The organism is Bacteroides sp. (assembly GCF_030151085.1).
In the GTDB taxonomy this organism is placed as follows: domain Bacteria; phylum Bacteroidota; class Bacteroidia; order Bacteroidales; family Bacteroidaceae; genus Bacteroides.
In genome coordinates this window covers 98,373-118,234 of the sequence record NZ_JASLER010000034.1, presented here as the reverse complement: position 1 = coordinate 118,234, position 19,862 = coordinate 98,373, and the positions used below count along the sequence as shown (strand labels likewise).

At 47.9% G+C, this 19,862-nt stretch carries 9 protein-coding genes and 1 pseudogene; all 10 read right to left on the bottom strand.

Annotation, left to right across the window (positions count from 1 at the left end):
* Positions 1-603: pseudogene (locus Q1W14_RS06210) on the bottom strand (amidohydrolase family protein); the annotation flags it as partial.
* A gap of 196 nt (positions 604-799) precedes the next feature.
* Complete coding sequence (gene pbpC, locus Q1W14_RS06205) at positions 800-3,121, bottom strand: penicillin-binding protein 1C (protein WP_300699968.1); 2,322 nt, start codon at positions 3,119-3,121, stop codon at positions 800-802.
* A 52-nt stretch (positions 3,122-3,173) separates the two neighbouring features.
* Positions 3,174-5,306, bottom strand: coding sequence for a hypothetical protein (locus Q1W14_RS06200; RefSeq protein WP_300699966.1), 2,133 nt, complete (start codon positions 5,304-5,306; stop codon positions 3,174-3,176).
* Positions 5,307-5,714: 408 nt separating this feature from the next.
* A complete protein-coding gene (locus tag Q1W14_RS06195) occupies positions 5,715-7,010 on the bottom strand; it encodes a hypothetical protein (RefSeq protein ID WP_300699965.1) in 1,296 nt (431 codons plus the stop codon).
* Between the two features lie 924 nt (positions 7,011-7,934).
* Entirely contained in the window at positions 7,935-9,020 is a 1,086-nt protein-coding gene (locus tag Q1W14_RS06190) for a leucine-rich repeat domain-containing protein (RefSeq protein ID WP_300699963.1), read from the bottom strand.
* 679 nt (positions 9,021-9,699) lie between these two features.
* Positions 9,700-9,927, bottom strand: coding sequence for a hypothetical protein (locus Q1W14_RS06185; protein ID WP_300699962.1), 228 nt, complete (start codon positions 9,925-9,927; stop codon positions 9,700-9,702).
* 207 nt (positions 9,928-10,134) lie between these two features.
* Positions 10,135-10,920 (bottom strand): DUF4469 domain-containing protein, encoded by a 786-nt coding sequence (locus Q1W14_RS06180; protein ID WP_300699961.1) that lies wholly within the window; start codon positions 10,918-10,920, stop codon positions 10,135-10,137.
* A 46-nt stretch (positions 10,921-10,966) separates the two neighbouring features.
* Positions 10,967-12,532, bottom strand: coding sequence for a hypothetical protein (locus Q1W14_RS06175; RefSeq protein ID WP_300699959.1), 1,566 nt, complete (start codon positions 12,530-12,532; stop codon positions 10,967-10,969).
* An 806-nt stretch (positions 12,533-13,338) separates the two neighbouring features.
* The gene (locus Q1W14_RS06170; RefSeq protein ID WP_300699958.1) at positions 13,339-13,884 is read right to left on the bottom strand and encodes a hypothetical protein; all 546 of its coding nucleotides are present in this window, start codon (positions 13,882-13,884) and stop codon (positions 13,339-13,341) included.
* Between the two features lie 335 nt (positions 13,885-14,219).
* The gene (locus Q1W14_RS06165; protein WP_300699956.1) at positions 14,220-19,832 is read right to left on the bottom strand and encodes an MG2 domain-containing protein; all 5,613 of its coding nucleotides are present in this window, start codon (positions 19,830-19,832) and stop codon (positions 14,220-14,222) included.
* Positions 19,833-19,862 lie beyond the last annotated feature (30 nt).

Below are 19,862 nucleotides of genomic sequence, written 5' to 3'. Positions count from 1 at the left end.
AATATCTTCGAACTCTGCTTGAGTATGAGCAACCGAGGCTAGAATACCTTTTGCTGTAATGTATTTACCGAATTGCATGGCTCCCGGTAATTCAGGAGCAGCATCCCAACGTTTGATACATGACCATTTTTCTACGATGGGGATATATTCATTGGGGTCCGGGTTTTTGATATTTTCAGGAAGTTGACCTCCTGCCATATCCATATTCAAGTAATGGCCTTCAAGATGCAAACCAAGGATGGGACTATCTTTCTCTGCCATCAGCTTTGTACAAGTCTCGGCGGCTTGCTCGATCATGGGGACTGTAGAAGAGGAAAGTGTTGGGAAAATACTGGTAGTACCATATTTCATGTGGGTTTGGGCAGCAGCACGGAAAGCATCTTCGGTACATTCCATAAAATCACGTCCACCACCACCGTGAGCATGAATTTCTACACCGCCGGGCAGTACATACATACCTTTTACATCTACTAATTGTGCACCGATTACAGCCAGATCACAATTGGTTACTTCCAGAATTTTTCCGTCTCTGATAAGAACAGAGCCATCTTTAAGCCATCCTTGTGGGGTCAGGATACGTGCGTTGATAAGTTGAGTCAACATAGGATTTAGGGGTTAGAGTTGTTAAATTAATCATATTGTCATTAAGGACATCATTTCAGAAGACAAAAGTAGATACTTTTTGGCGAACATGTACCCCCTCTTTTTAGGTATTTTTATTAAATACTCTAAAAATGGATGTTTAATGTTTAAGGATGTACGATTTTGGCAGGTACGCAAGGAAGTCTTACGATATGTGTTATTTCACAAAGAAAGTAGTAGAAACGGAATTTCCTTCACTATCCACAGCTGTAAGAGAATGTTTACCTATTGAGGGTTGCAATGAGATTTTATGGAAATCTTGCGTTTGAGTCAGATAAGTTTCATCTAGATGCCAAAAGATGGTTGTGTTGGGATTGCTATGGGCAAGTTCTACGGTAATGAAACCTTTGCTACCGTCCATTTGCTTGGGCAGAGCGATATGTGCATTCATTGGAGGATAAATGAACTGCATGGGCTGCATTGAATCTTCTCCACAACCGGGTTTGATGGGAGGCAGAGGACTGTATTCCGGATGATGTTGCCTGTAATACCATTCCCAAACAGGAGGGAGGGTAAACCATGATTTCTGAATAGTCGGTTCTGTATTTGCGCAATTTTCATAGATACGGTGAGTTTCGTCTGCGGATAAAGTGACGGGATGATGATAAGGACATGCCTCGGTCTTCAATCCGGCAGGGAGAATGAGCATCGTATCTACCTCCTCACAAAAACGGCTTTTCAAGTGACCGGAACGGCGGCATATCTCAGCTTCTACAAAGACACCGGTAGGGCGTTCAAACCATCTGGAGGAAGAGGGAAGAAGATTAAATATTTCGAACAGAACCGGACCTGCCGTTCGGGCCCCTACTAAACCGGGCTTCCCTTCTCCGGTAGCATTTCCTACCCATACACCTACGGCATATCGAGGAGTCACACCTACCGCCCAAGCATCACGGAAACCATAGCTTGTTCCTGTTTTCCACGCAACGGGATGCATAGAGGGAATAGATTTCCAATCGATTTCTTCGGGACGGTTCACTTCTGTTAAGGCGTCAAAAGTTTGCCATACGGCACCTGGTTGGAAAATATCCGGTTCATCTGTGGCTTTTTCCGTAGAAATTAATAAAGTACTGCGGGTTTGAGGAAGTTTCAAAAGACTACGTCCCATATTGGCATAGGCGTTTGTTACATCCCATAGGGTTGCTTCCGCACCACCCAGGATTAGAGAGAGCCCGTAATGGGAAGATGGGCGGTTTAGTGTTTTCAGACCCACTTGGCGGAGGAAGTTATGGAATTTGGGTACTCCATATCTCTGTAACATGGTAACGGCAGGAATATTTAATGAACGTGCCAAGGCTTCCGAAGCAGGAACAGCTCCTTCGAACTGCAAACTGAAATTCTGGGGTGTAAAACCGTTTATATTGATAGGGATATCCGGTAATAATGTATGAGGTAGCAGGCTACCTTCTTGCAGCATAGCATAATATAGGAATGGTTTCAAAATACTTCCGGTACTTCTTGGAGCTTGTATTACATCGACTTGGTTGCCGGTTTGCTTCTGTCCGAAATGTACATTACCACAATAAGCTGCTACTTGGTTTGTTGAAATGTCAATCACAAGAATGGCTAGATTTCGTATGTCGCTGCGATTAAACTCATTGCTCCAACGTTCTGCCAGGTTCTCTATTTGGACTTGCAGGTCTTTGTCGAGCGTAGAGATAAGATATTTTCCATTCTGCTCCTGATAGAAGCGGCTTACCAGATGCGGTGCTACTTGTGGAAGCGGATGAGGCTCATCGGGAAGCGGTTCACTGATAGCCAGTTCGTATGTTGATTGGTCTATCGTATTTTTTTCATAAAGTGCTTTCAAAAGTCGGTTTCTTTTGTCTAACAATGCTTTGCGCCCTTTGGAAAGATGAATCATGGATGGCGCATTAGGCAGTACTGCCAACATAGCTGATTCTGCCCAAGACAAATCTTCTGCGGGATGTCCAAAGTAGCGCCAGGCAGCTGCATCCAATCCCACTACATTGCCACCGAAAGGAGCATGGGAGACGTACATGGATAGTATCTCTTCTTTGGATGCACGAAATTCGAGACGTGTTGCTAATAGTATTTCAATAAACTTCTCTCCAAATGTGCGTGATTCATTCCTAGCCAATCGTATGGTCTGCATGGTAAGGGTACTTCCGCCACTGATAATGCGTTTGCTTTTTAGATTTTGATAAATGGCTCTGCCGATAGATAACGGATTAACGCCCCAATGGTAGTAGAAATGCTTATCTTCGAAAGTGAGTAGACATTGTTTTACCTTTTCCGGTGTAGTGGTACGTGGAGGAAACCGCCATTGACCATCGGAAGCAATGCGTGCTCCCAGGAGTTCGCCGTTGCGGTCGGCAACTACGGTGGAGTAGGAGACGTTGAATAATTGGCTGGGGAGACAAAAAATATAGCCAATCAGTAGAAGGGTAATCACGATGAGGATTACTTTTCTATTGATTGATAATTGTTTGTAATGATTTGCAGATTTTATATTCATTTCTTTCTTTGAAGAGCACCAAATCTTCTTGTACAAAGTCTATTCAGTCTATTTAGGAGGTGAGCAGCATTGCCTGCACTTCGGCGTCAATATCCACCCCTTCGGGAAGACCGAGTTTAACGCGCAGTCGGTAGCGATTTTGAAGAACCGTGCTGCGGCTGATGCCCAGCGTGCGGGAGATTTCTTCGTTGGTCTGCTTCAACACAATGAGCATGCACAGCAACTCTTCGGAACGGGTGACGTTGGCGCAAATGGAGCGCAACTTGTGCAACACTGAAGGATATAATGAAGCAAATGCCCGGCGGAACGACTCTTCTTCTTCGCGGGTAAAAAGACGGGGCTGTAGCTTCTCAAGAACACTGTCCAGGTCGCAACTCTTGTCGCGGGTGGATTGCACCTCGGCAAGCTGGCGTAGCAGGTCTTCGTTGTGGGTATTCAATTCTTGTCGGGAGGCAATGAGTTGGCGTAGGCGTTCGGCTTGCTCTTGCAATTGTTTCTCGGAGAACTCTTGCTCTTGTGCACGGAGGCGGAGACGCAGCTTCAAGGTGCGCTGGCGTATCAGGAATCCGGCGGAGAGGAGCAGCAACAGTGCGCATCCCAAGATGACGATCGTTTGCATGCGGCTACTCTTCAAGGCTACTTCGGCAGTGAGCAGCTGGTTCTGTTGTTCCTTCTGCACAGTCTTATAGCGGACATCGGCACCAATCATGGTTTCGCGTGCTTTCTGTTCCATGTAGCCTTTTAGAAGGGGTTCTCGCAAGCGGGTAAGGTGAAGGATGGCTTGCTCGTCGTTTTGCCCCAGGTAGTGATTCATCAGCGTATCCAAACATTCGAAGTATTCCAAATTACTATATTCTTCGATGGAAAGCAATGCGTTGCGAGCTTCGGCTTTGCGTCCCAGGCGGATAAGGGCAATTGTACGCAGGGCATTGGCACTACCTCTTCTTACTTGGTTTTCCTGTTCGTAGTACTTATCTATTTGCTCCAATCCCTTTTGGGGTTCATAAGGCCGGTCCATTATCCATTCGTAGGCTTTATTCAGAGCGATGAGTGACTTTCTGCTCTTACCGGCAGGTGTGAAATTGGAGCAAGAGTCTGCCAATGCCAGTGTTTGCAGTAGCTTTTCCCGCTTATATCCGGGAATTTTCTGGCGAATAATGGATTGCATCAGATAATATCCTCCAAGGTCGGTGGTGGTTATCAGGTTGCTTTCTTTCCATTGTAGGCATTTGTCGATGTAGTACTTTGCTTGAGGATATAGCGTCCATTTGTAATACAGCTTACTTAGGCCGTAATAGCAACGTGCGTACAATGCAGTATCCTTTAGTTGTGCTCCTATCTCCAATCCTTGGTATTGCAATTGTATGGCATCCTGAAACCGGTTTAGGTCGTCATATCTCATTCCCAGGAGATTCATAGCCCACTGCACACCGGGTATGTAGCCGTCTTTGCGTCCTTCGGAGATGGCATATTTCAGCAGACGCTCCATTTCCTCTTGCCTGTGAGGAAGGGAGTAATATACGCTGGCGGCGAAAGAACAGTCGCGGAAGGTATTTTCGGCTGTCTTCCTATAAACCGGCAGGGCACGGGCACTATCCATGACGGCTTCGGCGCGTTCGGGTTGCTTGGCAAGGCCTCTGAGGTAGCCTTCGAATATCATCATGTCGCGCAGGCAACACTCCTTGAGCAGGGCGGGTGGATTGCGGCGCAGGCGGAAGAACCAGTCGGCACCTGCGGCAGTGCGGTCGGTGAAGTAGAAGATGTTGTTCACGTTGTTCATGGCTCCTACGGCACGGCTACGGATGTTTTCGTGAGCCAGCGTGTCGCCCGGGGCGGGCACTAAATCCATGATTTGGCGGGATATGGTGATGGCTTCGTCATAGCGTCCGGTGAACTGGTAGCAGCGCGAGCGGGTGTAAAGGTAGTCGGCCTGCGTGCCGGGCAGGTCTTTGTAGCCGGTCATCTGTTCAGTCTCGGCCAGCAGCTGCAGCACGCGGTCGTAGTCCTTTTCGTTGAAGTAGGAGTTGATGTAGAACTGGCGGGCATGGAAGTATTCTGATGTTCCGGGCCGGGTGTGTTGCATGAAGTTTTCGGCTTCAAGGCGCAGGGAGTCGGTTTGCATGATTCTGTCGTTGCAGCGGGTTTCCAGCGAGTCGATGAGGTGCTTTGGGGCAGAGGTGTCCAATGTCTCTGTCGACCGAGAAGTGCAGCTTATGAGTAGGAAGACGAGGGGTAAGAGGAGGATGAAGATGAAGTGGGTTTTGCCCACGTAGTAACAATTATCGATAGCCGGCGTTGTGTAGTCGCTCAGTCCGTAGGGTATGCCTTTTGTTTCCATGACGATCCTATTTTTGTAGTTGGTACACGTGCAAAGGTAACGCTTTTCTCTGTAGGATGTTGCATGTGCCTACAAAAAATCCCCCGGGGTGAACCGGGGGAAGTCATTAAGCCACCAATTTTTTTTCGAATTAGGCAGGCAGCTCGTCCGCTTCCCCTAACCTGAAGCGACCTGCTGCCTGCCCTCTCTCTTAGTAAATTTGGCTAAACAATACCAAATCAGCCGTTAGGATAGACTTATCCTAATAGGTTCTCTTTAGGGTGTTTCCGCCGTCAAGGTGGGCGGGGTGGTGGCGGTGTCTGTGCCTGCCTTAAACTTGTAGTGGCAATACTTGGGGCTGGTGGTGTCGCTGGTGTCACTGTTCCAAGTATCGATGGCGGCGTTCAGGGTGCCGATGTTGGTGTCGCTGTTCAGGGTGGCGATGTCATCGAAAGGAGTGATAGTGCCGGCGTCGGTCTCTTTGCCAATGCCGGTTGTGGCGGTGCCGGTAGCGGTGCTCTTCACCCATAGACAGCCGGTGGTGCTAGTGGTGATGGTGCTATTATTTCCAAGTATGCCACCGCAAGATGCGCTGCTTGCATTAGTACCGGTTACGCTGCCAGTGTTGTAGCATCCCATTACTTTGCCTTGATTGGCTGCTACGATGCCTCCGACTTTTGTATTGTTAGTGCCGGTTACAGCACCTGTGTTGTAGCACCCGATGATGCGGTCATTACCACTACCGGTGATTCCTGCAATGCCTCCGCAGTGTGAGCTATTCTGCTGCTGAATGCTCTTCACAGTACTTGTGTTGTAGCACCCGATGACGTAGCTGTCATATGCATTTCCGCAGATACCGCCTATCTTTATGTTATACTTGGTGCCTGTTATGCTACCGCTATAACTGCATCCAATCACATAGGAGTTCCCGTAGAGTTTTCCGACGATGCCACCAACAGATCCCTCATCACTGTATGTAGATGTTATATCGCCCGTTACGTTCAGGTTCTTTACTGTACCTTTCTCTACATAGCCGAAGAAGCCTACATATTGCTGGTTGGTATTAATATATACTCCCGTCACGCTATGTCCGTCGCCATCGAAGGTGCCTTGGAAATTGTTTTTATCGTCATAGTCTTTTCCTATCGGCGTCCAGCTTGTGCCGGTGGAGAGGGCGATGGTGATGTCAGTCGTCAGCTTGTAGCATTTGTTTTTGTAGGTATCATTAGTGATAACACCATTTGTAATGTCCTGCACCATCTTCAAGTCCGCGGCACTTTGGATGAGGTAGGGGTTGGTGGCGGTACCGGCCTTGGTAGCGGTGCCGTCGGCGGTGTACAGGAAGGTGCTGGCTACTGTGGCGTCGGTGTAGGTGGTGGTGATGGACGGGTATGTCCAAGAGGTGATGTCGCCCACGGTGATGGTGTGCGTCTTGCCGCCGGCGAGGACTACGGCGTTGCCGGCTACCGACGGTGCATCAATGGTACGGGCGTAATTGCTGCCGTCTGCGGTAGTTACGGTTACGGTGATGCCGGCTGCGGGCAGGGTCACATCCTTGCAGCTCATCATCATGTAGGCGGTGATAGTGTTTGCATCACTTGTGGTGGGGTCGAAGCCGCCTAGCCCCAGCTCCAGCCTGGCGGTGGCAGAGCTGCTGCTGTTGTTGCTGTAGAAGCACGTGCTACCATCGGCCGAGGCAAGGGTGATCTTCGTGGGGGTGATGCCGGTGGGGGTGGGCAGGGTGAGGACGAACTTCATGCAGGAGGACTGAGCCGTTGGGCTGCTGAAGTCAATCGTCTTGTAGTCCGTAAGCCCTGTTAGGCGTATGGAGTGCTTGGCAGTGAGGTGATCCCGGTTGTCGTTGAGCATTTGCACCTGCCCGGTGTAGGAGAAGGCATCGAATTTATCTTTATTGGTGATGCTGGTGGGGTGATATACATTGTAAGTAGCGCCTACTTCGGGTGCCGTGCCGGTGAAGGTGCCCGAGGCTGTGCCGGCACCGGCACTAACACCGTTGTCGGTACCTTCAGGAAGGGTGAAGGTCTGGTGGAGGAGCTCCTGGAATTTATACGGCACAATGTTGAATGCGTCGCCCGCTTCCCACTTGGTTTTCAGCCCTGTGCCTGCGTCGTCGGGTTCGTAGCCCATGCGGGTGCCGGGGGTGTTGGCGCTGTTGGCGTCGCCCAGCTTGGCGGTGATGGTTATTTGCTGCCCGCTGCCACCGGGGGTGGTTCCTTCGGGATTGGGGTTTACCAGTTCGTCGGTGGCACACGAGGTGACCAGGCCGAGGGTGGTGGCTAGTATGATAAGAATGATTGGGTTCTTTTTCATTGTTCTATTGCTTATAATACATTCATGTTTGAAGTTGTTGTACTTCTCACGGGGAGTTTTTGTGCATCACAACATAGCTATGTGCTGGTTATTTATGGTGTTACTCCGCTTTACCATTGCTGTGATGCACAAAATATTCCTGTTTAAAGGGTGAATGAGGTATGCTTACTCACCGCTTGCCGGGGTGTCGCCTAGCTGGGTGCCGCCGGGCAGACCGGGAGCGGTTGCGCCGGGGTCGTCGGGTAGCTTTGTGTAGTTGCCTACTGTCAGCTTACCGGCATCACCGGTTCCTGTGTAGTTGTAGTGGGTGTCCTTGCTCAGTTTCTTTTGGTAGGAAGAGGCGGCGGCATTGGCTTCTTTAATGTTGGGCAAGAAGACTTGAAGGGTGGCAGGTGTTGTGCCGCTTATGATGTCGGCACCTATTACTATTTTGTCGGCGGCAGCGGTGGTGCCTACTGTTTTAGTGCCTTCGAAGACAAGGGCTTTCAGTGCGGTGCAATCCGTGAAGGCATTATCGCCTATGGTGGTGATGTTGGCATGCAGATACATTACGTCGATGGCGGTGCCTTTGAAGGCACGGGCTCCTATGGTTTTCATGCGGCTGGATATGCTGGCACGGGTGAGTGTGGCAGGTTCGGCTTGGCTCACTTTGGCTAGTGAGGTGCAGCCTGAGAAGGCGTCGTCGCCAATGGCGGTTGCTTCTACGGGTAGTATTACTTCTTTTAGATTGGTGCAGCCAGTGAGGTTCACTACTGTCTCGTTGGGATAGTTGAGGCCCGAGAGGTCGAGGGTGGTGATTTTGGTGCCACTGTATTGCAGGAAGACTTTCAGGTTGTTGTGGTCGTTGGAGTTTATTGCGCCGTTGCTTTTCAGTACCAGTTCAGTTTGACCGGCTGCGGGGATAATACTATTTAAGGCATTCCCTAATCCGCCTGCCGTTATGGTGGGCACTGTGATGGTGGGGTTAAGCGTCAGCGTGGGTACCAGGGTGTGGCAGAAGCCGGCTTTCAGGATTTGGTAGTCTGCCAGATTCAGCTTGCCTTTGTAGCTAGCACCGCTCTGGGTGCTGACGGTGACGGTGAGGGTGGCGGCACCGGTTTGATCAGCGAGGGGAGGAGGCATCATCATGTAGGCTTTCAGCTCTTTGGAAGAGGAATGATGGTTGATGAAAAGGTCGATACTTTCTGTTTCCGACCCTACATTATCGTCTGCCTGGCATTGCGGAGCGCCCCCGGCGATACTTGTGAACATAGTGTAGTACAGCTGCTGAGTGGAAGAGAGGCTCACCATGGTGATTACCTCTTCAGTAGGCAGTTTGAGATCGAAACGCAGCATCGTGGCTTTATGTTCGAAGGTGAAATTATCGTACTTGCCCGTTGTTGCAGGAGTTCCCACCATGAGGTCGTAGTCTTTGAGATGTGCCATCGGATTAGCACAGTCCTGTGATTGGCCCCTAAATGAGGTGAGGAAGCCACCATCAGGTGCAGTGCCACCAGTAGGATATATAGCCAGGTAATCGCCATAAGTCCCAATTTCTCCTATGAAGTCGATGCTGCTGCCGTCGGTGCTGATAGTACTTGGTGTGCTAGTGAACGTGCTGGGAGTAGTACCCAGGGCATCGGCACCGGCAGCAAAGCCAAACACCTTAATCTTCTCCTTCGATGTACCGTTCCACTTCACTAGTACTTTCTCGATGCCGGTTGTTTCCAGCTTGTCCTCGTAGATGGTGCGTGTCTGTGGCGCTGTGCCTTGCGTGGCACGTATGGTCATGGTTATCTTCTCGCCCGGTTGGGGTTCGTTGGTCTCTTCTTTGAGTTCGTTTTGGCAGGCGGCTGTTGTCAGTGCCAAGGCCATGAGGGCTATGCTCTTGTAGATATTTCTAGTTTTCATACTATTTGCTTGTTAGCTTGTTTGTTACTCAATGGGTTGATTAGTTCTCTACGGTGAGGATATCGTTAATCATGTCCTCCAGGTCACTGCTGCCGGCGCTGTTGTAGCTTCTTGCTTTTGTGCCGCTTGTGCCGCCTATTGTTTCGCCCTTGCCGAAGCCGCCGAGGCTGCCGGTTGCGCTGGCGGTCATTACGGCGCCTTCGTTTTCCATCTCAATCACTTCTATACTTGGTGCCGTGTAGGCTTGTTTTTTCAATTCAGTATTCATACGTTTTTGTTTTTTAGATATTATATTGTCTATTTGTTGTCTTGTACATGCAGGGGGAGGTTATTCCACCTGCCGGAATAGGACTGTTCCGTCTATCGGAATAGAGCTATTCCACTTGTCGGAATAGGGCTATTCCATCGGTCGGAATAGAGCTGTTCCGATAGTTGGAATAGAGCTATTCCGGTTGGTGGAAAAAGGCGGACGGGGTTATCCTAGCGGATTATCGTCCGGGTTGGGTTCTCCGCCACCGCCTGTGGGGGCCTGACCTATGTAGATGGTCTGCGTCACGCTTCGGGGGGTCTTGAGCATTATCTTGCTGTTGCCGCTGTACTGGGTGGTGAGGGTGAGGGTGTACTCGCCTTTCGTCAGTCCTGCGGGGATGATGAAGGTGAGCTTTGAGGGGTCGTTCACTGCCCACATATCCTCGGGCACTTTGGTTACCACGCCGCTGGAGTTGGTCAGGGTGATGCCCACCGTAGGGTCGGTGCCCACCACTTTGAGCAGCGAACCGGTGACGGTGAAGTTTCTTCCTGCCGTGGCGCTGGTGTCGGTGGCACGGGTGGAGACGTCTTGGGTGCCTGCCACGTACATGACGTTGCTCTTCTCGCCGATGATGTTGATGTGGGTCTGGCGGATGGCCTCACGCATGTCGGCACCTTGAATGAAGGAGGCGTAGACGGTGTTGGTTTCCGGGTTCCAGGTTTTGTTCTCGATGATGCCGGTGCACTGCGCCACGGCTTGGTAGAGTCCCGTGGTGACGTGGAACCCGCTGAGCACGAGCTTCTGCACCACGCGATGTTCGAGGTTGATGATGGCTTCTACCGTTTCGCGTTCCATGCCGGGGTTCAGCGCCATAATCTCGGAGATGATGCGTTGTTGGTCCGCTTTTCCGGCGGAGACGAGGGTGAGGATTTTATCGTTCTTGTCGTCCTTGGTCACGGTGTTGTCGGTCAGCTGGCCGTTGAGGGTGTACTTAATGTCATTTGTTGCCATAATGGTTATTTTTGTAATGGTTAATATTACGATGGAGATTGTTTTGCTATTTTGCGGGGCTGCCCCAGACATCGGTGTTCATGTTGGTCCAGCTGCTGCTGTTGGCTTTGCAGCCTGCGAAGCACCCGTCCATTGTCCAGGTTGTGCCTGCGCCTGTAGCGTATTTCCAAAGCTGGGGGGCGACGATATCGGCATCAGTAAGGCTACTGCCTGTATTATTGAAGCAATAATCGAATTTCATCGCCTTGCCTTCGAAGCGTTTATTACCTTCGCTGTTACCGTCCATGCTGAATATCTTGGCGTTCAGCTTCGCATGGTTGCAGCTGTAGAAGCAGTATCTGAAATCCGTTGCCTCCGGGTTGTTGGCGAACAGCCCTTCGGGAATGGTGGCGAGGTTGCTGCAACTACTGAAACAGCTGCTGAATATCTCTGCCTTTGTATTCTCGTCGAACAGCCCTTGGGGGATTTCTTCCAATGACGTGCAGTAGGAGAAGCAGTATTCGAAGTTCGTTGCCTCCTTGTTGTTAGTGAACAGTGCTACGGGGATTTCTCCCAATGCTGCGCAGTAATAGAAGCAGTAGTTGAAGTTCGTTGCCTCCTGGTTGTTAGCGAACAGTGCTGCGGGGATGGTGGTTAGTACCTCGCAACCGTTGAAGCAGTAGCTGAAGTCCTTTACCTTTGTGTTGTTTGCGAACAGTGCTTCGGGGATTTCTTTCAATGCCTTGCAGTAATAGAAGCAGTAGCTGAATTTCTCTGCCTCCTGGTTGTTAGCGAACAGTGCTGCGGGGATGGTGGTTAGTGCCGCGCAACTGCTGAAGCAGTCTCCGAAGTTGTTTGCCTTTTTGTTGTTAGCAAACAGCTTTTCGGGGATTTCTTTCAATGCTTTACACTCGTAGAAGCAGTAGCCGAAGTTCGTTGCCTCCGGGTTGTTAGCGAACAGTGCTTCGTGGATGGTGGTTAGTGCCGCACACTTGCCGAAGCAGCTGAAGAAGCCTGTTGCCCCTGTGTTGTTAGTGAACAGCTCTTTGGGGATTTCTTTCAATGCTTCACACTCGTTGAAGCAGAAGTTGAAGTTTGTTGCCCCTGTGTTTAGCAGCGGGGTGTCCATGCTGATGAGCTTTTTCTGGTTGCTGTTGTTTTTTCTATTGCTGTAGAAGTTGAAATCGGGTATCTGCTGCTTCGCCCCATCGGTTTGTGCGGAGGTGATGGTGATGGTGTACTCGGTGCCGTTAGGGTCGGCATTGTAGTAGGTGTGGTTGAAATCATCTTCGGCTTTGTCGGTAAGCGTTGTGCCTGCCAGTATCTCTACTGCTTTGCCTCCCTCTTCCCAAGTCACGGTCATATTGGCAGGGGTTGCTCCGTATATGGGGAAGGGGATGCTAAAGGTATTGTCGGCGGCGGTTACCTTCACCTTGAAGGTCATGCTTGCAGGCTCTAACTTCGTCATCCGGCTGGCGGTGATGGTGTGAATCTTGCCGCCTTTGAGGGTTACGTCTTTTCCCTCTACCTTCGGTGTAAGGATGGTTTGGGTGTAGCTGCTGCCATCTTCGGCATCTACGGTTACGGTGATGCCGGTTTCGGGCAGGATTACTTCCTGGCAGCTCATCATCATATAGGCGGTGATTGGGGTGCCGGCAGCGATTTCGCCGAAGCCGCTTAGCTCCATCGACAGACTGACGGTGGGATCAGAGCCTGTGTTGGTGTTGTAGAAGTGCTCGATACCATCTGCCGTGGCAAGGGTAATCTTCACCGGGGTGATGGCTACGCCGGGGGTGAGGACGAACTTCATGCACGAGGACTGCGAGAAGCCCGTTCCGCTGAAGTTAATCGTAGTGTAGTCGGTTGTAGAAAGTGCCATTGCGTGATAGGCGGTGAGGTGCTCCCGTTTGTCGTTGCCCGTTTGCACCTGCATCGGCTCGGCGTAGGAGAAGTCATCGAACAGGGCGATCGTAGTGATGCTTGTGGGGTGGTATATGCGATATTTGTCGCCTTTATCGGGTGCCGTGCCTTTGAAGGTGCCTTTGCTCTTGTCGGCAGATGCGTCGAGAGAAGTCTTATCGAGGATGAAGGTTCGTGCTTCGCCTACCGGAGCGTTAGATCCGTTCAACGGCACAATGCTAAGCGCATCGTTCTCTGCCCAAGTGGTTAGCAGCCCGCCCACTGTGGCATCGGTGTTTTCAGTGTAGCCCATGCGTGTGCCGGGCTTGTCGGTGTCGTTGCCGCTGCCGGGCAGGGTGGCGGTGATGGTAACTTGCTGCCCCGGTGTGGGGGTGGTCAGCTCTTCGGTGGCGCACGAGGTGATCAGGGCGAGGAGGGCGATGCTCTTGCAGAGGCTTCTAGTTTTCATACGATATACTTATTTGTTTGTTAGTTTGCTTGTTTGTTAGTTTACTTAGTGTTTAGATGATAGAATGTTTTTCATTCTTCTTTATCGCCAAGCAACCGTCGTATTTCGGCATCCAGGTCAATGCCTTCGGGCAGATTGAGCTTGACGCGCAGCCGGTATCGGTTTTTCAACACACTGCTACGGCTGATGCCTAGTATGCGTGCTATTTCTTCGTTGTTCTGTTTAAGAATAATGAGTATGCACAGTTGTTCGTCAGTGCGGGTTACCTTGGGGCAAAGGGTGCGCAGGCGGTGCAATATCACGGGGTAGGATAAGGTAAACGTTTTGCGGAAATCCTCTTCCTCTTCGTAGGTAAACAGGCGTTTTTGCAGACTTTGCGTACTCTGCAAAATCCGCTCAGTAGTTGCCTTTTCTGCCTGTTTTTCGGCAAGCTTTTCTACCTTTACCTTGACTGGGCAAGTCAGGGGATGCCGCTGTATTTCGTCTTCTACCTTCTCCAGTCGGACCAAACTGTTCCGAACTTGGAGACGCCAAATAAGAACATAGCGAAAAAGTACGGCTATGCAAATAAACGCAATCAAGATAAGTAGTCCGATGATGTCATTAGTCAAATTCATGCTTGTCTATAATAAATAAAAGAAAATGTACTTTAAACAGTCGCTAAATTAATGTTTATGTATGATAAGTCATGCAAAACAGGTATAGGCAAAATTATAGGCAAATTACAATTGGTTGAAAATGAAAGTGGTACAAGCGGCTTTTTCGCTTGTTACAGGTCAAAGTACCCCAATAGGCCGCTATCAAAGTAGATGAAGAGGACGGAAATGTGTAAAAAAAAGTCCCGCTTTATGCCTTCTTAGAGCACGAAGCGGGACGAAAAACGCAGTAATTAGCTAAATACTTCTATCTTTTTAGGTACGGATTACACGGATAAAAACGGTTGTTTTATCATCTATCTATTAACCTTTGTTCTTCCCGCTTTTGTCCGTGCTTGTGCCGAACCGTCATACATGGCTTCGCACTGAATGGCCGGCAAAACGAAGTTACCAGCATAGGTAGCTTGCAACCTTATAATGAATTTCTTTGATTCACCGCGCTGCAAGTCGAAGTAAGTCAATACACGGTCGTCACGTATATCCTGATAGGTATAGTTACGGCTAGGGGTAGACTCAGCAGGTGTATTCAACCGTTCATTGGATATCTCCCAACCGGAAGGTATGATATGTGTCAATGCCAAGTTGCTATAATCAGTGGTACCACTGATATTTCCTACTACAATGGTTGCCAAGAAGTCTGTGCCTTGCTTGATATCTTCTATGGAAATAGGAGTACCGTTTATGTCCGTATATCTCACATCCAGCCGGAGATTATTATTCATAGCAGGAAGTGTGTCATTTAATAATTGTATACGTGTAATGAGGTCTACATTTAATGCTCCCTTTCCTTGATTCTTCAGCGACACATTACCTATATTCGGTGTAGGCGACAATTCTTTTTCGAATACGGCTTTTGCTGATTTAACTACCGGTTGTGGTTTGCCATTCCAACTCCAGGAGAAATCTAACGTACCGGAAAGTTTCTCTGCCAACCGTCCCATTGCCATTAAAGCGAATGCTGTGGACTGTGTACTGAACCAACTTTCCTGAGAAAGATTGTGTGAAACTTTTTTGGCTTGTTGCAAGGCAGCTTGTTCACGATTCATCAAAAGCAGAGTTTCCAGGATCATTGCTTCATCACGGTCGGATGAACCGTAAATAAAGTTCTGAGAGGAGTAGGGCGTAATTGTTGTTTCGACATTGTATATCAATTCGCCGGCAGGCTTTGTCTTACCAGTTAGAGCGTAAGCTGCTGCCAGTCTCCATTTAGCTTGTATGGATAATCCGGATTGTTCCTTCATACGGTTCATGGCTCCATATTCGGGAGCACCTGCCAGCGCCAAGGTATAAAGCCTGAATGCTTGTTGCAAATCCGATTGCCATTGTATCCAGCTACTTTCCTGTTGAGGCATCCGCCAATTTTGGGCAGCTGCACGTTGGAAATGCTTCCATTTACTTAATACATTCTGATTGACTGCATATCCTTTTTCTTGAGCCAGAGCGAGGAACATACCTGCGTAAGACGTAATCCATTCATCGGCTACGGCATTTCCCGGCCAGTAAACAAATCCTCCGTTGGGAAGCTGGCGGGCATAAAGTTGACGGATTCCTTCCTGTACATTCGCTTTTATCTTTTCGGCTTCCTGTTCATCAACTGCTTTGAATTGGCTGACAAACAACAATGGTAATGCTTTGGAAGTCAGCTGCTCCGTACAGTTATGTTGATAATTATAGAGGAAGTCGAATCGGCGACTGATGTCTACAGAAGGTATGCGCGAAACTTCCAAGCGTACATTACTGTTGGCAGTGGAAGCACCTTGTAATGAATAGGGAAGGGTGACACTCTTTCCTGTTTCTACCCATTGACTGTTGCATAGTGTTACGGCAGGATTCGGATTACGAACTTCTATTTCAATGGTTTCCTTGGTTTGTTGTCCTCCTCCGGTAGCTGTAAAATGGATAGTGGCTTTTCCTGTTTTACTACCTGTTTTTATTTTGAAGAATACAAGTTGGTCTCCGGGTTGGCTGAATGTGACGGATTGCTGGGTATTACCTACTATCTGTACACCACCACCGGTAGTCTGGATAGATATTGTTGCATTTTTCACCTCTTTCTCCATTGCGAAGATATTAACCGGTACAGCTATCTCCTCTTGTGTGCTGAGGACGCGGGGAAGGGTTGAAAGTAGCATTAAAGGGGTGCGTACGAAGGATGTTTTTTCGGCTTCTCCGTAGGCTCCGGCTTGACCTGCCACTACCATGGTGCGTACAGAACCTATGTACATAGGTAGTTTCAGGGTATGGGTCTGCTGCTTTCCTTTACCTAAATAGAATGGTCCGATAAACTTCACTACCGGTTTGAAGCGGTTTGCTTTGGCATCGGCAGGTTTCAGCATTTCATCGCCTCCTGTACTGAACAGAGATGCGTAGCGTCCTGTCGAAGCACCTAATACGTCGTCATACATATCCCAAGTGCGGATGCCTAATGCTTCACGCGCATAGAAATCGTTCCAAGGGTTGGGCGTCTTAAAGTTGGTGAGATCAAGCAAACCGTCATCTACAATAGCCAAAGTATAAGTAATGGGTTTACCGTTCTTTTCGCTAATGGTTACATTGAAGTTTGTTTCCGGTCGCAATACTTCCGGCATATTGATTTGAGGTTGCAGAATGGTTTGTTTGTCGGTTACTAAAACCGGGACAACTCCATACATACGAATCGGCAAATCATTTACCGTTTGAGCGTAAGGTTGTATCAGGCTGATATGTAAATATACATTCGGGGCCATTTCCGGAGTTATTTTGAATGAATACTTTGTATCTCCTTGATTGTTGATTTCAATCCATTCGCGTTGTAGCACTGTTGAACCATTCTCTAAAGAAACGAGTGCACGTCCTCCTGCGGCAGCCGGAATGATGGCTGTTGCGGTTTCGCCAATCTCGTAAGAATCTTTATCGAGTGAGAAAGCAAGCATCTTTATGCCACTGGGATCTGTTTTGCTTGAGCGTCCACGCCATTCCGGCCAGTCTATGTAAACAGTACCTCCGGTGGCATGACCGCTCTCTCTATCTTTAACATAGATCAGATAGCGTCCCCAGGCAGGATAGTCTATTCTGAATTTGAAGCTTGCTTTTCCGCCAGAAGTTTGTAGATTTCCACTGGCAACGGGAGTTATGGAACTACTGTTGACGTATGTACCGAACGATTCTTCCCGTTCTTCCCACCACCAACTCCAATCAATGCGGTAAATCTTGTATTCTAGGTTGGAACGATTAACCAGTTGTCCTTTGGCATCTACTGTGACAACATCAAAACGATGCTCTTTGTCTGTTTCAATATATTTACCTTTCGGTTGATTCAAATTGATGCCGACGTATGACGAGAAGGGAGAGAAAGGCACACTTTGGGTGAAGATGCTGGCATCTCCGCCGGGTTCGAACACTCGGGTGGTTAGTGTGGCATTTAACATACCCGGTGCATTTGTAGCAGTAGGAAGTTTCAGCATAAAAGCTGTTTTGCCTTCACTATCCAGTGTCCCGCTGAATACGTCGTTCTTGATGGTTGTAAATTCCGTAGCAGGGTCGTTGAATATATATTGCCCGAAATTTTTAAATTGTGTATTGACTTTAGATAGAGACATTTCTACTTTGGCTTGGAGGCGTGAAGCAGTAGCTCCCGTCAACCAGGCAGATGATAATGTGACGGGAACCTCTTTCTCGGAAGCTTGTATAATATTCTGTGGTAATCTTAAGTTTATCTTTAGACGGTTCGGTTTTACGGTCTCAATACGCAGACTTTTGTGGAATGAGGTGCCACCTACTTTGATATAGGCATTCCACAATCCGGTCGGGGCATCGGGTTGTGTGGCTACATTGAATGTATAGAATCCGTTCAAACCCTGCGTTGAGATCATTTTAGTATAAAATTGGCCTCTTGGATTATATATTTCCAATGCTACCGGGTGTTTGTCGGGTATTCTTTTCTCACGATCTTCGAGGATGAAAGTGATGTGCAATGTATCTCCCGGTCTCCATACGCCTCTTTCGCCATAGATAAAGCCTTTCAGTCCTTTCTGAATTTCTTTACCGCCTACGTCGAAGCGACTGACAGATTGTTCTTCGCCATCTACTACACGGACGTATGCTTTTTGTTTATCCGATTCGGCTACAACAATGAATGGAACACTTTTCGGAGTGATTTCCGCAAATCCTTCGCCATTTGTTTCTCCGGTGCCAATGGGTTGCAACTGGAAGTTATAGACAGTTAGTTTAGCTTTACTGATCGGTGTAGTATCCAACATATTACTTACGGCAATCCATAACTTATTTAAAGAGTTCCGCTTCACAATCATTCCTATGTTCGATGCTAATACATTGCAGGCAGCTGCTCTGTCAGAATCCATATAATAGGAAGGATGGCATGGATTGTTGCGTTCTCTCCAATCGTATTGACTCCAATCCATTTCTACTCCACCATTATAATAAAAATAGCTTTGTGGGGTGTCCCAATCGCTCTCTTCGTCTTCTGATAGGGTGCCTCCACCTACTTTGGTAAGTTCGTTGGCGGCAGAATTATCTGCAAACTTCATGTTCTGATTTTCTGCTCCGCCACAGGGATAAGCTGAATATTCCTGACGGAATGAGAGGATAACACGATAAATGGCTCCGGGTTCCTGACGAATCAGTCCGGCAAGGTCTATTGAATAGTCTTCCCACCGATGAACATCTTTGGAACTATCTTTGCTTAACCATAGTGTATTCTTATAGACTAATCTTCCCGAACGGCGTAATTCATTAGCGGATGAAAGTGTGTTAGTTTGCATAAACATCAATACATTATTTTCATAAATACGAATGATATTTAAGTCTACAGCATACAAATTAACGGCGCGGAAGGGGATAATCAAACTTTTGGAATCCGGCAATATAGCAGCAGTCGTTGCCATTTCTACTGCCGGTTTCAGATTAAGTTCACTGAAAGAGATGGAATGTGATTTATCAAGTGATTTATCTTTATAGTCCTTAACTCCTTCGTCTATCTTTAGGGTAAGTTTATCTAGTTGGTTTGTTTCAAAATAGATATATACTTTATTGTCTTTTATCTGAAATATGGAAGAAGATATTTCCGGAATTTCAATTAATCCTTTTAAATCCTGTGTTACTGAAATAGGATTAGAAAATACAATTTCAATTCCGTTTTCAGGTTGATCTATGCGTTTGGCTGAAAGTAACTGAAATTTATTCTTGGCAGGAATCAGTATTTCTTCCTCTTGTTGTAGGTCTATGCCAGCTGGCGAACCGTTGGCGGTTATTTTTAAAGAATAGTCTTCGGCTTCTCGAGGAATACTATTTATATCATATTGGTATCGGGTAGGGTTATCCGTAGCAGTGATGCTAACTGTGATTTTCTTTCCATTGCCATAAGCTGAAAGAATTTTTTCCACTTCTTCTTTCTTCACTGTATCACTGAAACGTAATTCTCCTTTCACATTGACTACATCAGGTTGGGTAGCAGTCACTGTGATGGGTTCGGTAAGCAAGGTGAAGTTACGTTCCTGCACCCGAAAAGAAAAATTGAACTCTTTTAAGCGACTATCTACTTCGACAAAGTCTCCTAATTGAAAGGTTGCTTCATAAAATTTTCCAGGTTTCAGAGTTCCTTCTTCCGGAACGAATTCAATAGTGTTATTGCTAATCCAATAAGCCTTTCCTTTCAAGGATGGTGAAAAACTGAAAGGGTTATCTTTTAATTCATTGTTCAAATCTACCATCGGCTGGTCTTGTGCCAGTTCAATGCGTATACTTGAGTTTTGTGAGATTACTCCACCTGTATATGCGCTTATGTATGGGGCATATTCTGCAGAGGGGATAATATCTTTGGGAGTGCTTTTGCAAGAGGACAAAACACTGACAAGTAGTAAAAGATAGAATAGCTTATCTGCTATACGACATTTAATTTCAGTTCGTTCCATAAGATAAGAATTATGAATTACAAATAACGA

What these genes read in the sequence shown, in the direction of transcription:
- pbpC (WP_300699968.1), bottom strand. Translation starts at nt 3,121, where the DNA reads ATGAATATAAAATCTGCAAATCATTACAAACAATTATCAATCAATAGA.
- Q1W14_RS06195 (WP_300699965.1), bottom strand. Translation starts at nt 7,010, where the DNA reads ATGATGATGAGCTGCAAGGATGTGACCCTGCCCGCAGCCGGCATCACC.
- Q1W14_RS06190 (WP_300699963.1), bottom strand. Translation starts at nt 9,020, where the DNA reads ATGTTCACAAGTATCGCCGGGGGCGCTCCGCAATGCCAGGCAGACGAT.
- Q1W14_RS06185 (WP_300699962.1), bottom strand. Translation starts at nt 9,927, where the DNA reads ATGAATACTGAATTGAAAAAACAAGCCTACACGGCACCAAGTATAGAA.
- Q1W14_RS06180 (WP_300699961.1), bottom strand. Translation starts at nt 10,920, where the DNA reads ATGGCAACAAATGACATTAAGTACACCCTCAACGGCCAGCTGACCGAC.
- Q1W14_RS06175 (WP_300699959.1), bottom strand. Translation starts at nt 12,532, where the DNA reads ATGATGATGAGCTGCCAGGAAGTAATCCTGCCCGAAACCGGCATCACC.
- Q1W14_RS06170 (WP_300699958.1), bottom strand. Translation starts at nt 13,884, where the DNA reads ATGAATTTGACTAATGACATCATCGGACTACTTATCTTGATTGCGTTT.
- Q1W14_RS06165 (WP_300699956.1), bottom strand. Translation starts at nt 19,832, where the DNA reads ATGGAACGAACTGAAATTAAATGTCGTATAGCAGATAAGCTATTCTAT.